Origin of the sequence: Sulfurovum sp., from assembly GCF_015493435.1 — a bacterium.
Classification (GTDB): Bacteria; Campylobacterota; Campylobacteria; order Campylobacterales; family Sulfurovaceae; genus Sulfurovum.
The window spans coordinates 11,810-26,354 of sequence record NZ_WGDD01000002.1; the positions used below are offsets into that span (position 1 = coordinate 11,810).

At 47.0% G+C, this 14,545-nt stretch carries 16 protein-coding genes; 9 read left to right on the forward strand and 7 right to left on the reverse strand.

Annotation, left to right across the window (positions count from 1 at the left end):
- Positions 1 to 49: 49 nt before the first annotated feature.
- The 5 genes from F8L24_RS00405 (at position 50) to F8L24_RS00425 (ending at position 5,550) form a co-directional block, all read left to right on the forward strand.
- The gene (locus F8L24_RS00405; protein WP_294950926.1) at positions 50 to 973 is read left to right on the forward strand and encodes a VWA domain-containing protein; all 924 of its coding nucleotides are present in this window, start codon (positions 50 to 52) and stop codon (positions 971 to 973) included.
- Entirely contained in the window at positions 970 to 2,508 is a 1,539-nt protein-coding gene (locus F8L24_RS00410) for a VWA domain-containing protein (protein ID WP_294950927.1), read from the forward strand. Before F8L24_RS00405 ends, F8L24_RS00410 begins: the two co-directional genes overlap by 4 nt.
- Positions 2,489 to 3,625 (forward strand): hypothetical protein, encoded by a 1,137-nt coding sequence (locus tag F8L24_RS00415; protein ID WP_294950928.1) that lies wholly within the window; start codon positions 2,489 to 2,491, stop codon positions 3,623 to 3,625. The genes F8L24_RS00410 and F8L24_RS00415 overlap by 20 nt, the downstream gene beginning before the upstream one ends.
- Positions 3,622 to 4,569, forward strand: a complete 948-nt coding sequence (locus F8L24_RS00420; protein ID WP_294950929.1) for a MoxR family ATPase — start codon at positions 3,622 to 3,624, stop codon at positions 4,567 to 4,569. The genes F8L24_RS00415 and F8L24_RS00420 overlap by 4 nt, the downstream gene beginning before the upstream one ends.
- Positions 4,570 to 4,722: 153 nt before the next feature.
- Complete coding sequence (locus F8L24_RS00425; protein WP_294950930.1) at positions 4,723 to 5,550, forward strand: DUF58 domain-containing protein; 828 nt, start codon at positions 4,723 to 4,725, stop codon at positions 5,548 to 5,550.
- Positions 5,551 to 5,714: 164 nt separating this feature from the next.
- Here the strand turns inward: F8L24_RS00425 and F8L24_RS00430 are convergent, their stop codons facing one another.
- The 5 genes from F8L24_RS00430 to F8L24_RS00450 all read right to left on the reverse strand — a co-directional run bounded on the left by F8L24_RS00430 (position 5,715) and on the right by F8L24_RS00450 (position 9,997).
- Positions 5,715 to 6,800, reverse strand: coding sequence for a calcium:proton antiporter (locus tag F8L24_RS00430; protein ID WP_294950931.1), 1,086 nt, complete (start codon positions 6,798 to 6,800; stop codon positions 5,715 to 5,717).
- Complete coding sequence (locus F8L24_RS00435; protein WP_294950932.1) at positions 6,800 to 7,435, reverse strand: DUF3972 domain-containing protein; 636 nt, start codon at positions 7,433 to 7,435, stop codon at positions 6,800 to 6,802. The genes F8L24_RS00430 and F8L24_RS00435 overlap by 1 nt, the downstream gene beginning before the upstream one ends.
- A gap of 98 nt (positions 7,436 to 7,533) precedes the next feature.
- Complete coding sequence (locus F8L24_RS00440) at positions 7,534 to 8,169, reverse strand: protein-L-isoaspartate(D-aspartate) O-methyltransferase (RefSeq protein WP_294950933.1); 636 nt, start codon at positions 8,167 to 8,169, stop codon at positions 7,534 to 7,536.
- A 64-nt stretch (positions 8,170 to 8,233) separates the two neighbouring features.
- Positions 8,234 to 8,968, reverse strand: a complete 735-nt coding sequence (locus F8L24_RS00445) for a carbon-nitrogen hydrolase family protein (RefSeq protein ID WP_294950934.1) — start codon at positions 8,966 to 8,968, stop codon at positions 8,234 to 8,236.
- A 9-nt stretch (positions 8,969 to 8,977) separates the two neighbouring features.
- Positions 8,978 to 9,997, reverse strand: coding sequence for a ribonucleotide-diphosphate reductase subunit beta (locus F8L24_RS00450; protein WP_294950935.1), 1,020 nt, complete (start codon positions 9,995 to 9,997; stop codon positions 8,978 to 8,980).
- 71 nt (positions 9,998 to 10,068) lie between these two features.
- On the opposite strand from F8L24_RS00450, the gene F8L24_RS00455 reads away from it, so the two are divergent.
- Both F8L24_RS00455 and F8L24_RS00460 read left to right on the forward strand, forming a co-directional pair.
- Positions 10,069 to 10,593 (forward strand): hypothetical protein, encoded by a 525-nt coding sequence (locus tag F8L24_RS00455; RefSeq protein ID WP_294950936.1) that lies wholly within the window; start codon positions 10,069 to 10,071, stop codon positions 10,591 to 10,593.
- Between the two features lie 63 nt (positions 10,594 to 10,656).
- Positions 10,657 to 10,788: a hypothetical protein gene (locus tag F8L24_RS00460; protein ID WP_294950937.1), complete on the forward strand. Its 132-nt coding sequence runs from the start codon at positions 10,657 to 10,659 to the stop codon at positions 10,786 to 10,788.
- A 177-nt stretch (positions 10,789 to 10,965) separates the two neighbouring features.
- Here F8L24_RS00460 and F8L24_RS00465 read toward each other — a convergent pair whose 3' ends face one another.
- Positions 10,966 to 11,277 (reverse strand): pyrimidine/purine nucleoside phosphorylase, encoded by a 312-nt coding sequence (locus F8L24_RS00465; RefSeq protein ID WP_294950938.1) that lies wholly within the window; start codon positions 11,275 to 11,277, stop codon positions 10,966 to 10,968.
- Positions 11,278 to 11,396: 119 nt separating this feature from the next.
- Between F8L24_RS00465 and F8L24_RS00470 the strand changes: the two genes are divergently transcribed.
- A complete protein-coding gene (locus F8L24_RS00470) occupies positions 11,397 to 12,680 on the forward strand; it encodes a citrate synthase (protein WP_294950939.1) in 1,284 nt (427 codons plus the stop codon).
- 19 nt (positions 12,681 to 12,699) lie between these two features.
- Here F8L24_RS00470 and F8L24_RS00475 read toward each other — a convergent pair whose 3' ends face one another.
- Entirely contained in the window at positions 12,700 to 12,879 is a 180-nt protein-coding gene (locus F8L24_RS00475) for a hypothetical protein (RefSeq protein ID WP_294950940.1), read from the reverse strand.
- 212 nt (positions 12,880 to 13,091) lie between these two features.
- On the opposite strand from F8L24_RS00475, the gene cls reads away from it, so the two are divergent.
- Positions 13,092 to 14,540, forward strand: a complete 1,449-nt coding sequence (cls, locus tag F8L24_RS00480; protein ID WP_294950941.1) for a cardiolipin synthase — start codon at positions 13,092 to 13,094, stop codon at positions 14,538 to 14,540.
- Positions 14,541 to 14,545 lie beyond the last annotated feature (5 nt).

Sequence of the window (14,545 nt, forward strand, 5' to 3'; positions counted from 1 at the left end):
GGAAGTGTTTTTCAGCCCCGCATCAATAGAGAGCTGATAGAATCATTCTATGCATTTTACATTCGGCGCGCCCTATTTTCTTTTACTGTTGTTGCTCCTCCCCTGTTTTCTGTGGTGTAGGGAGTACAATAAAAACTACTATTTCCCCAAACTTGCCTGGGCAGGAAAAGAAAGTGCGCTGCTGAGTCGGGAGGCCTGGCTGAAAATGCTTATTTATACGCTGCTTGTAACGGCACTCGCAAAACCGTTTGTCTATGATGAGGCAGGCAATCATCAGAAAAAAGGCCGTGACCTCATTCTTGTACTCGATGCCAGCGGGTCAATGGCACAAAGCGGATATAGTGAAAAAGACCGTTTTAAAAGCAAGTATGAAGCCGCACTGGACCTCTCTTCAGATTTTATCAAACACCGTTTTGATGACAACATGGGCGTGGTGATCTTCGGGACATTCGCCTATACCGCTTCCCCTTTAACCTATGACCTGTCTGCACTTGACAGTATGCTGAAAATGACTGCGGTCGGTATCGCAGGGGAGAGTACAGCGATCGGTGATGCCCTGATGCAGGCGATACGCACACTTTCCTACGGGAAGGCACGAAGCAAAGCGATCATCCTGCTGACGGACGGATATCACAATGCCGGGAAAAATTCTCCCAAAACCGCGGTGGCCCTGGCCAAAAAGAAAGGCATAAAAATTTATACCATCGGTATAGGAAAACGCTCGGACTACGATGGGGCACTTCTGGAAACCATCGCCAAAGAGAGCGGGGGAAAAAGTTATGCAGCGGCTACTGCCGAACAGCTCAAGAAGGTATACAAGGAGATTGACACACTTGAACCCAGTCCTGTCAGAGGAGAGAATTACCTCAACGAAAGGCTGCTTATATTTTTCCCTCTCACAACCGCATTCCTGCTGATCCTGGGATGGGTGCTCTACCCTAAAAGAGCTCTCCTGTACGGAGGTTCTCAATGAGTATCCTCTATCCCGGTTTTCTCTGGCTGCTCCTGCCTCTGGCCATTCTTTTCCGGTACCGCAGAAAAAAGATCGTCGAAACGGTTCATCTGATTATTCTTGCCTGTCTTGTTCTGGCACTCAGCCGCCCTGTGCTCATGCAGGGTATTGCCCAAAGTCCTATCGAGGCACAGGAATATACCATAGCCCTGGATGTCTCCTATTCGATGCGTGCCAAAGACATCAACCCCGACCGTTATACCTTTGCAAAAGAGACGATCTCTGCACTGCTGAAACAGAATCCCGCAGACAATATCATGCTGATCGCTTTTACCAGCAACCCCCTGCTTCTCTCCCCTCCCACGACAGACCATCAGCTGATAGAGGTGGCACTCAAAAGTTTAAACCTGAACTATATTTTGACCAAAGGTACCTCCCTGGAAAAACTTTTCACTACAATAGCTTCAATGAAAAGCCGGGAGAAGACCCTTGTACTCATCACGGACGGGGGAGAAGAGAATGCACTGGCAAAACTGGAAAAGATCGTCGAAAAAGGCAATATCCATCTGCACATACTGGCACTGGGGACCGTTGCAGGGAGCACTGTTGAAAATGCCGACGGTTCCCTGCTCAAAGATGCAGAAGGACATCTCATCGTTTCACGTATCAACCCGATACTGGAACCGCTTGCCGAAGAGACCGGCGGCACGTACATGACCGCAGCGTCTACACCGGAAGCTACGGCTGAGACACTCTACCGTACGCTCAGGGCGGAAAGCAAAACCCAGCACTTCATCACCAAAAAACAGCACCGATATACAGAACTCTACGGCATACCGCTCTTCATTGCTATCCTGCTTTTTATCCTGCTGCATACACGTGCTGCACGTTTTCTGCTGACAGCTCTGCTGTTTTTCGGCATTACAGCTGAAGCCTCCATACTTGACAGCTATCGGGTGGAACAGGCTTACCGCGCTTACCGTACCCATGACCTGAACGCCTCAAAAAGCTATCTGAAAAAAGTTGAAACTCCTTCGCTTCAAAGCCGATTTGCCCTGGGCAGCATCTACTACAAAGAGGGAGATTATGCTCAGGCATTGAAGTATTTTGCTTCCATACGAACCACTTCCCCGGCCGTCAAACAGAAACTTTATTACAATATCGCCAATTGTTATGCCAAACAGAAGTCGTATGAAAAAGCCAAAATATACTATACTAAGGCATTGCAGCTCGGCAAAGACAAAGATGCCGAAGCGAACCTCGCACTCGTTGCACTGCTTGCAGACAAAAAGGCGGCAGGGCTGGGTATCGCCCATCCAAAATCACAAAGCAGTGCTGCTTCCAAAAGCCAGGAACAGACAGAGAACAAAAAGAAAAGCCGCAATGAAGACCAGCCGAGTTCAGGCAGCGGAAGCGGTGGTGAAAATACAAAAAGCAGGAAAGAACAGCAGAAACGCAAACTGCTGCTTGATCCCAATACCCAAAAGCAGCCTTTGAGTTCAAAGGTGTATGACCTGATCAATAAAGGATACATTCGTGAAACAAAACCTTGGTAAATTTCTGCTGCTGCTCATACTGCTGATACCGCTGTATGCCGAAGATTTCACCTATCATATTCAGGTGAACCGTTCAACCCCCTATCTGAAAGAGCCCATACTGCTCTCGGTGGACCTGAACCAGACAAATCCCAACACGGTACTGCTCTTCCAGTTCGCTGTCAACCCCAGTAAAGACTACAAAGTAAAGCAAATTAATGCACGCATAGACAATACCCTGCACCATGCGTCACATCACTATCTTTACGAGCTCAATCCCCTGACAACCGGAGATGTCAACATTACGTTCTCCCTTACCAAACGGGTAACCACGGACGAGAAGATACACTATTTCGCTTCCGGAGACCGGGACGACTTCAAAAAACTCGATACAAAAGACTACCCCGTACACATTCGACCGCTTACGCTTCATGTCAGGCCTTTGCCCAAGGGAGTGAAGTTCATCGGGAACTTTACCCTCGACTACCAGATCAAGACCCATACGTCAGAGGCATACAAGCCGATCCCTCTCAAAATTACCATCAAAGGCAGAGGCTACCCGCCTGTCATACGGGATATATTGCCCAAGAACACACATTTTACCCACTTCAGCGATACACCTTCCGTCAGGAAAGTCCCGACTGAAAAAGGAACGATCATTACGGCGACCTACACCGCCGCACTCTCTGCGGCCAGGAGCTTTACACTGCCTGCTATCAGGCTCAAAGCGTTCGATCCGGAAAAACACAGGGAGTATTTTCTTGAAATGCCCGCACAGCACTTCAAGATAAATGCCGTTGACAAAACAAGCCTTGTTGACAAAACGGACAACCCGGAACCACTGCATACCGATTTTTCCTGGTTCACTTCTCTTTTGGGGTATATTGTCGTCTTTTTTGCCGGCTATATGACTGCCCTTTCTTTGAAATGGAAACGCAGGGTCACAGGAGAGAAGCAGGACCCGCTGATAGAAAAAATAGAGCGATGCAAAGATGCAAAAACATTGCTTCAGCTCCTGATGTCAACGGACAGCATACAATTTGAAACCGCTATAGAAAAGCTTGAGAAAGGCTTGTACAGCGAGGAAAAGATCAATTTAAAACAGATCAAACAAGAAGTATTGGAGCGTATGAAATGAACAAAAAAATAGCACTACTCAAAACAGAACTCGGCAAAGCGGTCATTGGACAGGAAATGATGATAGAAGGATTGCTTGTCGGCCTGCTTTGCGACGGGCATATTCTTGTAGAGGGGGTACCGGGTCTGGCAAAGACCACTACGATCAATGCCCTGTCAAAAGCGATAGGACTGGACTTCAAACGTATCCAGTTCACCCCCGACCTCCTGCCTTCGGATATTATAGGGGCACAGATATATAACCCGCAGGACCACTCTTTCAGCATAAAAAAAGGGCCGCTTTTCACCAATCTTCTGCTTGCGGATGAAATCAACCGGGCTCCGGCCAAAGTACAATCTGCCCTGCTCGAAGTAATGCAGGAACGGCAGGTGACCATTGCGGAAGAAACTTTCAGACTCGACTCCCCCTTTCTGGTCATGGCAACACAAAACCCCATTGAGCAGGAAGGGGTTTATGCCCTTCCGGAAGCACAGCTTGACCGTTTTATGATGAAGATCGTCGTACACCACAATTCCGAAGAGGAGGAACTGGAGATCATGCGCAGAGGAGCAGACAGAAGCTTTGGCGAAGTGACACAGGTACTGGAAAAAGAGGAAATCTCTGCATTGCAGCAAGCGGTGCACGATATCCATATCGATAAAGAACTGGAACAGTATATTGTCCGGCTTGTCACAGCGACGAGAAACCCTGAAAAATTCGGCCTTGACCGCATTGCATCGGATATTATGTACGGTGTCAGTCCCAGAGCTTCCATCGACCTATACAAAGCAGCCAAAGCCAAAGCTTTCCTGAGAGGGAACGATTTTGTTTCACCTGCGGATATCGGATATATGGTACACAATATCCTGCGCCACCGCATCGTACTTTCATACGAAGCAAGAGCCAAAGGAATGGGTACAGATGAAGTCATCAGCGCGATCGTAGAGACGCTGCCGATACCCTGAGAAGCGTTAAGCAAACGTGAACTGCTTCACGTTTGCAGCTTCGGAACCATGAGAGCTGTGGGAGGAAGAGAATTTGAGAAATAAAGGTATAAAGCATATGAGCATTATTTTATCAATGATAAATACTTCACTCTTTACTAAAGAGGTTTCCGCATGAATCCTTCACTAAAAGCCCTCCAGCTCAAGGCCCGCCACCAGGTATATACACTCCTCAGCGGGAACAATCTTTCCAAACTGCATGGAGAAGGCTATGATTTCTCGGAGCTTCGGGAATATCAGATGGGTGATGATATACGCAAGATCAACTGGACCATTACAGCCAAACTGGGGAAACCCTATATCAAAGAACTGCATGCGAACCGTGAACTCTCTGTAGTGGTAGCTGCTTTGATGGATGGTTCTCTCTATTTTGCACAGGACAATGCTAAACAGAAGAAACTCACTGAAGTGGCAACCCTGCTTTCTTATGCGGCACAATATAACGGAGATATCTTTACAGGTCTGGGATATACCCAGAAGGAAACCCTGCTGGCCCCTCCCACAAAACAACTGTTTCATATTGAGCATTTTTCCGAAAGACTCTATGAATATCCTCTGCTGGGGACCGCACTGGATGTACAGAATGCACTGAAAGATCTTTTTGCCCGTTTGCACAAAGCTTCTTTACTGTTCATAGTGGGGGATTTCCTCGAAGAGACCGACTTGTCTCTGCTGGCACAGAAACATGAAGTGATCGCAGTGATCATTCGGCACAGAGAGGAGGAGTTCCCCCGGAAACAGGGAGAGATCACCCTGGAAGATCCCCGACACAACAACCGTATCGATACCTATTTCGGCAGAAAAAGCATACTTCGCTATCGTGCAAGGCTCGAAGAGAACGATACCAGACTGGCGGCACATTTTGCACGCTACGATATACGTTCCGTGAAGATCCTTACAGATGAGGATCCTGTAGCCAAGTTATTGAACCTGTTTCGTTAATAAGGTGAATATTTTTGTGTCATCGAGCACCGGGTGCACAGATGCGAAAGCGTGCATATTGCGAAGCAACACGCTGAAAGCATCGTCCGTGCACTTGCGAGATGACGATTTTTGTCTACTTTTTCTAAAAAAGCAGGGAAAGAAGTCTGTTTTAAACTATCGTTTTATACAAACAGTAAAAATACAAACACGACAAACAGTATGAAATGAAGAAATCCTTCCAATACATTGGTCTCCCCGTCATTGAAGTTGACCATGCTCACCAGCAGAGTCAGGGCGATCATCATAGTTTGGACAGGCGTAAGCGAAAGATTAAGTTCCAGTCCGAGACAATAAGAGACAACGATCACTGCGGGAATGGTCAGAAGAACCGTGGCAAGCGATGCTCCCAGTGCAATATTGATCACTGTCTGCATCCGGTTGTCAATGGCGGCTCTCACGGCGGTAATAAGTTCCGGTGCAGCCGATATGACAGCGACACCTACAGCCCCGATGGCCATAGGAAGACCGAAAATATCGAGTGTATTTTCCATAAACACCGAGAGCATTTCTGCAAGAACACCGATGACAATGATGGAAATGATCAGATTGGCAGAGTGGTACCAGGCATTTATTTCGGAATGTTCGGCACACATTTCTCCCTCTTCGCAGGTTGGCTCTTCCCTGTATTCAAAGAAATATTTGTGTGACTTCAGCTGTACACGGGTAAAAATGATATAAAGAAGGATAAAAACCACTACATTGAACAGCATGAACTTCATATGGTAGGCAGGATCGATAAATGCGGGAAGAACCATCGCGACCCCGATGGCAGTAAGCAGCATGGAAAGATAGGAATTGGACGAATCAACATTGTAGGGTTGTTCTCCGTATTTGATACCCCCTATGATGGCAGCAATACCCAAAAGCCCGTTGATATCAAGCATAATTGCAGAATAAATAGTGTCACGTGCCAGTTCCGGATTGTGGGCATGTATCATCATAATGACGATAATAACGATCTCAACGATCACCGCAGACATGGTCAAAATAAGCGTACCGTAGGGTTCTCCGAACTTTTCTGCCAGCATCTCGGCATGGTGCGCAACAGACATGGCCGCATAGATAATGACCACAAAAAGCATACTGAAGCCGATGAGGTTGCCTGCCGTACTTTGTACCAGTGTAGGTTCAAAATAGCTGATGCCTATGAATGTGAGTATCGCCAGGAAAAGGCTGTATTCTCTGGAAAACTGTTTGAGAAGCTGCATTATTTAAGCAAATCCCTATAGTCCGCAGAGGGGTTGAGCTTTATTTTCCCTTCTTCTTTCACAAGGCGTGAATCACCTTTTTTATAGGCTTTTTTCAATACTTTCATCATCTTTTCCTGCTGTTTTTTCTTGGTGATATTCAACTGTTTAAAGAACTTTTTAAGACTGATCCAGGCTTCCTCCGTTACGGATTCTTCATGTTCTGTACCGATATCGATGGCATCATCTTTCTCTATGTGCTCCAACTGATGCATATAGAGTGTTCTCATTTCATGAAATGCTTCTTTAAGCAAGTCTACTTCCCCTCTAAGCGTAGTAGAGATCTGTTTGTTGCTCTCTTTGAGATCTTTTACCGTGTCTTTGAGCACGGCAATCGTTTCATCTTTGGCTTCCAGAAGGGATTTGTAGTCCTGAAGGTTTTCGGTGTCAGGTGCAGCCGATTTTGCCGGTACCGGTTTTTTCAGGTCCTCGGAGGATGATACTTTCGGGGGTACAGCTTCTTTGTCAACTACGATGTAAAGTTTGCCGTCAACATTTCTGGCTGTCAATATACCCCGCTTGATCTTTGCGTACACTGCCTGTCTTGAAATACCGAGTTCTTTGGCATACTCGGCAGGTTTCATCAACTTTTCCATATACTTCCCTGTTTACAATTTTGTAAATCATAACATAAGTTTTATGAAAGGTTGACATTTCTGTTTGAAGAGGGAGGGAAAGAAAGGAAAGGGTGTGTTTACTTCCGGGTACCGTCAAGCACGGGAACAAAAAGGCAGGGCTCGATGGTCTCGGAAGTGATACGTCCGTTCTTCTTGTAGAATCGGGTAATAATATGATAGTCAGGGCTTTGTTCAACAGGCGCGATGAGAATGCCGCCCTCTGCGAGCTGTTCAAAAAGAACTTCAGGGATCTCTTTTGCTGTAGCCGAAAAGAGGATCCTCTCAAACGGGGCATACTGTTTCCACCCCCGCTGACCGTCATCAAAACGTGCAAAGATATTGTGCATTTCGAGCTGTGAAAATCTGGCTTTGGCTTCTTTCAGAAGCTCATCAATACGTTCAATGGTAAAAACACGGCGGCAGATCTTGCTGAGTATGGCAGCCTGGTATCCGCTTCCGCATCCGATCTCAAGTACCGAATCCACCCCTTTGAGTTCAAGGTGCTGTGTCATTTTCGCTACAGTCAGAGGAGAAGATATCCATTGGCTTGCCGCCAGAGGGAGCGCATCGAGATTGTAAGAAAGATGCCTGAATTCACTGGGAACGAAGGCTTCTCTGTCCACCTGCAGAAACGCCTCCTTGACATGTGCGTCAAGTTTGAAATGTGTATCGATTTGTTCTACAAGATGCTGTCTGTTCCGTGCCTTGATCATCTCTTTCCTGTCCCTCATGCCTTATCTTGCGAGAATTCTATCCAAAATGTAATTAAGGGTACCTCTAATCCATCACAATATAGCGGCGCATCTTTTTGATTTCTCTAAAATCCACTGTTCCCGCTATGGCTTCCCGGCTGTCATCCGTGACAGCATCTCCGTTGGGGGCGATAATGGCCGATGATCTTGCCATATCGGAGTCGGCACTGTTGGAAAGCAGCAGATAGCACTGGTTCATCACTGCAAGTGCCCGGGAGAGGATCTCAAGATGCTGTTTGCGCAGCTTTCCCCATCTGGCAGGGACAATAACAATATCGGCCCCTTCCACACGTTTCCACAACTCTTTGAAGCGCAATTCAAAACAGATCAGCAATGCATACTTTACCCCGTCGATCTCAAAAGGTTTTATTTTTTTCTCCCTGCCTGCCTGAAAATAGAGGTCTTCGTCTCCCAGTTTGAAGAGCTTGACCTTGTTTTGCCGGTGGACCACCCTGTGCCTGTGTATGACCACTGCCTGATTGACAAATTCTTCTCCCTCTTTGAGTATCAGTGTCAAAACAAGGATTTGTTCATTGATCTCTTTTTTGAGGGTTTTAAGTGCGTTGACAGAGAACATTGCCGCTGTTTCCAAATGCTCATAGTCATATGCCGTCAGGCAGACTTCCGAGGCAACAATGATCTGCTTGTCATGGTGTATCCCGATCAACTCGATCAGTTTATCGAGATTTTCCTGATAGCGTATATGGGTAGGGAACTGGAGGACAGCTGCCTCCATGGTTTTGGGTGTTCTGCTCAACATCGTTTCCTCCTAAAAGTCATCCAGGTCAAGACTTCCCTTGGAATAGTTGGTCACATTCCCTTCAAAGAAGTTGGTTTTCTGGTCATTGAACTGGGAGAAGTTGTCTACCCACTTGATGGGGTGTTCTGCGTTGTACAGTTTTTTAAGTCCTACCGCATGCAGGCGCTTGTCTGCAAGATACTTGATATACTGTTCTATGATCTCGTCTGTCAACCCGAGTATCTGTCCCTGTGTAATATAAGCGCCCCATTCACACTCAAGTTTGACGGCATCCCTGAACATTTGGTACACCTCATCAAGAAGCTCTTTGGTAAAAAGTTCCGGACGTTCTTTTTTTGTCGTATTGATCATATTCTGAAAGAGCAGCAGGTGTGTCACTTCATCTCTCTGTATAAACCGGATCATTTGTGCACTTCCAAGCATTTTGTCCGAACGTGCCAGCGTGTAAAGGTAGGTGAACCCGCTGTAAAAGTAAATGCCTTCAAGAATCTGGTTGGCGAACATTACTTTGACAATATTTTCATCTGTCGGGTTTTTGGAAAGTGCTTCATACACACCTGCTATAGCATCGTTCTTTGACTTGAGCTTCATGTCCCGTCGCCAGAGTTCGTAAATCTCCTGGGAATTGGTAGAAATACTGTCAACCATCACCGCATAACTCTGGGAATGCAGCGCCTCTTCAAACGCCTGTCTTACCAGAATGAGATTGACTTCGGGAGCAGTGATAAAGGGGTTGAGGTTGTCAATGATATTGTTGGTTTGAAGCGAGTCCATGAAGATCAGCTGGGCGAGGACCTTGTCGTATGCCTGTTTCTCCGCATCTGTCAAGTGTTTGTAGTCATTGACATCTCTTGTCATATCGACCTCTTTGGGGAACCAGGTATTGTTAAGCATCATTTCCCAAAGATTGTAGGCCCACTGATATTTGATATCGTTAAGTTCAAAAATACCGGTCGGATCACCGCCGAATATCTTCCGGTCACTAGTTTTTTCCTGTGACTCAGGGTTATATATCTTTTTACGTAACATTCATAGAATCCTTGATGCGTTTTTTGAAAACATTATACACATTTAGACTGATTTTTAGCTACACTGCCACTATGAAAAAAATAGAGAAAACCAAACTGGAACAACTGCTGCAGATCATCCCTGATCACCCGATGATCCGCATTGCACATTTTGCCGACAGCGGAGAGGAAATGACAGAGGTACTGAGTAATTTCTGTCAAGAAAAAGGGTATGAGTACCAGATCAACTGTACCGATGCTGCTTTTTATGAAAAAGTGTCCGAAAAATACCGGGACCCGGACAGTGTCAAAGTCCTGAAGTTTACACTTGAAAGACCGCGCTATATGATACAGGGGAAAACATATGATTTTGTTTTTGTCACGGCGAAGATCGAAGAGACCCTGCTTGACGATTTTGTAAAACGGTGCCATCCCATTATCAAAAATGCAGGAAATATCCTTATTTTTCTTCCCAAAAAAAACCATGCGGAACGCTATGAATGGATAAGGCTGCTTGAAGAGCACTATTATGTCGCAAGCAATACCATAGACGATATGTTCGAATACTACGATGTACTCATCTCCAAAAAAATGCACGGATGGGGTGATCTCCGTTAAGTAAACGTAAACTGCTTCACGTTTATAGGAGAGGAACCGGAATGGTCGGAGCGGAGCGTAGCCATGCAGGCCGAAACCATATGTGAACTGCTTCACCTTCACAGGAGAGGAACCGGAATGGTCGGAGCGCAGCGTAGCCATACAGGCAAAACAAAAATTGACAGGGAAGTGCAGGGTGATCTTTTCAGGAGTTGAACAAAAGTACCAAGGAGGATGTACATATAAAGGGAAGATCACCCGACTTTAGAAGGTTAAAACCCCGTTTTTCAGGGGTGAGTGCTTAAAAGGGAGAAGGGGGAGGAGGCACTCTTTTTAACCTTCTTATCCGCAGTATACCTTGTTTGTGTGTAGCAAGTGTGAAACGGCTGACGTTTACAGGTAAGAACAGCAATAGTCCGTAACTGTTTTGACCTTTACCTGAAATTTGCTGTCCGCAGGCACAGCAAAGGACTCTCCGCCTTTGATGCTGATCCATTCGCTGCTGCCCGGCAGTTTGACATCGAGTTCACCCGAAGTGATCTCCATATGTTCTGCGGCCGCTGTACCGAACACATACTCTCCGGGGAGCATGAAGCCGAGTGTTTTTCTGCTGCCGTCGGGAAAATTGACTGTACGGCTTGTCACGGCTCCGTCAAAATAGCTGTTGCCTTCAAGTTCCACATTTACATTTTCGAATTGTTTCATTGTTTGTCCTTTTTTGGCGTATTATATCGGGATTTGGTCAATTACACACAGATTCTACAAAATAGAAATATGATAGTATGCAGATAGAAAACCAAGCTGAAGCAAGAAAGGAGCCTGTCATGAAAAAACCTACGGTCACGCTTACGGATAACCGCAGCGGTAAAAGTTACGAGTATGCCATTTTGGAGGGAACACGGGGGCCTTCCGCAGTGGACATCAGAACCTTCTTTGCCGATACGGGAATGTTCACTTATGATCCAGGATACACCTCTACCGCAAGCTGTACTTCGAAGATCACGTTCATAGACGGTGCAAAAGGGGAGCTTCGCTACCGTGGTATTCCCATCGAAACACTGGCAACACAGCACAGTTACCTCGAAACCTGCTACCTGCTTTTGAACGAGCATCTTCCCAACTCCCGCGAATTGCAGAACTTTGATCTAGAGATACGCCACCGGGCCTATATTCACGAAAGTCTGCGCCTTCTTTTCGATGCTTTTCCCAATAATGCACACCCTATGGCAACCCTCTCGGCAGCCGTCACGGCACTGGCATCCTTCCACAAGGAGCATTTGACACTCGATGATGCTGCCGACTATCATACTATGGCCAGCCGTCTCCTTGCCAAAATACCGACCATCGCTGCTTTTGCCTACCGTCACTCACTGGGAATTCCTCTCATTCAGCCGGATATCGATCTGAGTTTTACCAAGAATTTTCTGACGATGATGCGCGCCTACCCCGGCGGGAAAATGCATCTGGGCTCCAACGGCCATGAAGAGATCAGAGAGGTGGAGGTCAGAGCGCTTGATACCATCTTCACACTGCATGCCGACCATGAGCAGAATGCATCAACCACAGTCGTACGCGGGGTTGCATCGACAGGCGCACACCCTTATGTCGCCATTGCCGCGGGCATTTCCGCATTGTGGGGACGCGCACACGGAGGGGCAAACGAATCGGTCATTGCACAGCTCGAAATGATTGGTTCTGCCGACAGGGTCGAAACATTCATTGCCAGAGCCAAAGACCCTGACGACGACTTCCGCCTGATGGGCTTCGGCCACCGTGTCTACAAAAATTTTGATCCGCGCGCGAAGATCCTTAAACGCTTGCAGGACGAACTCAAAGAAGAACTCGGTCTTAACTCCAGACTCATGGAGATCGCAGGAAGGATTGAAGAGATCGCACTGAGTGACGAGTATTTCGTTTCAAGAAATCTTTACCCCAATATCGACTTTTATACCGGTATCATTCTGACAGCCTTGCAAATCCCTAAAAATATGTTCACCCCGATTTTCGTGATCGGAAGGACAGTGGGGTGGATCACGCAGTGGATCGAGTTCAAGAAAGACCCGACCTCGAAGATCGCCAGGCCGAGACAGCTTTATACCGGAGCATAAAGTACTACACCCTTTCGGTTCAGCGTACAGAAAAGTTCTGTAACGCTTTGAGTTTCTCCCCATACAGTTTACTTTTTTCCCTATTGCCTGTCTGTTTGTAATAATAGCTCAGGGCTGAAACGATCTGCCGGTCTCCGCTGTGTCTTTTATGGGCCTTTTCAAGCACTTCAATAGCTTTCTGCGGCTCTTTTTCACCCAATGCAACCGCATACACATAGGTAAAACGCGGATCATCAGGGTCAAGTTCTACTTACTACTCTATTTATAGAGTAAATCGAATAATCATCAGCCTTGTCTATACATTTTCCGACACTATTTGACGTTATGCCGGGAAACGTATAGACAAAAGACGATAATACCAATATAATTCAGAATCAATTACCCCCGTCCGGGGGTACGGGAGGAAACAATATGAGTTTTTGGATCATAACAGGAGCAGTCATACACCTGTCAATACTTCTTCTGGTCATTGTACGCATCCTGACCCGGCCCCATCGTCAGCCTGCTTCCAGGATCGCATGGATCGTTGTAGTGATCGCTCTGCCCATTCTGGGGATCCTGGCCTACCTTGGTTTTGGAGAAGTCAATATAGGCCGTAAGCGTGTACAGAAACTGAAAAATATCATTGAAAAAATGCATCATGATCTGCCGGAGGTCAACGGTTCAGGAATGCATCTTGCCACTGATATTCCCAAACGTTTCGTTCCGGTCTTTGCGGTCGGCAGGTCTATCAATGGGTTTCCGCCCGTCGAAGGGAACAGTGCACAACTGCCAGAAGACTCCAATGCTGCCATTGACGCAATGGTTTGCGATATCGATGCAGCAAAGGATCATGTACATTTGAGTTTTTACATCTGGCTCTCGGACAACAATGGCCTCAAGATTGTCGAAGCACTCAAGCGGGCTGCCCGCAGGGGTATCACATGCAGAGCCATGGCAGACGATATCGGTTCCAGAGATATGGTGCGTTCCCCCTACTGGAAAGAGATGAAAAAAGCCGGCGTCAGACTGGAAGTCCTCCTCCCGATAGGTACGCTCCTGCTTCGGCCGCTTAAAGGACGAGTCGACCTGAGGAATCACCGAAAAATAGTGATTATTGACGGTACCATCACGTACTGCGGAAGCCAAAACTGTGCCGATCCTGAATTTCGGGTCAAGCCGAAATTTGCTCCCTGGGTAGACATTATGATGCGTTTTGAAGGCGCCGTAGCCATGCAGAACCAGTATGTTTTTGCCAGTGACTGGATGCTTCATACAGATGAAAGTCTTTACGACCTGCTGCTCCACCGCCACACACCCGTGCCGGGAGAAGGCTTCCCTGCACAGGTGATCGCTACGGGACCGACGGAACGCCCAACCGCTATTCCCGAAATGTTCGAATCCCTCCTTTTTACCGCCCAGGAAAAAGTCATTATCACCACACCGTACTTCATCCCGGACGAGTCCCTGCAGAATGCCCTCTGCACGACTGCATACCGCGGTGTCGAGACAATCATGATATTCCCTCGAAGAAATGATTCCTGGATCGTTGCGGCAGCCAGCCGAAGCTACTATGAAGATTTGCTCAGGGCAGGGGTGAAGATCTTTGAATACGAAGGCGGACTGCTGCATACCAAATCTATTACGGTAGACGGTGAAGTGGCACTGATCGGCTCGGCCAATATGGACAGGCGCAGTTTCGAACTCAATTATGAGAACAATATACTCTACTATGACCCTGAAATGACAGCAGTGATGCAGAAGCGTCAGGACCACTACCTGTCCAGCGCAGTACAGGTCACTCTGAATGAAGTGATAGCTTGGCCCTTCTCGCACCGCCTCTGGAACAATAGTATTGCGATCCTCGGCCCGCTTTTATAATACGG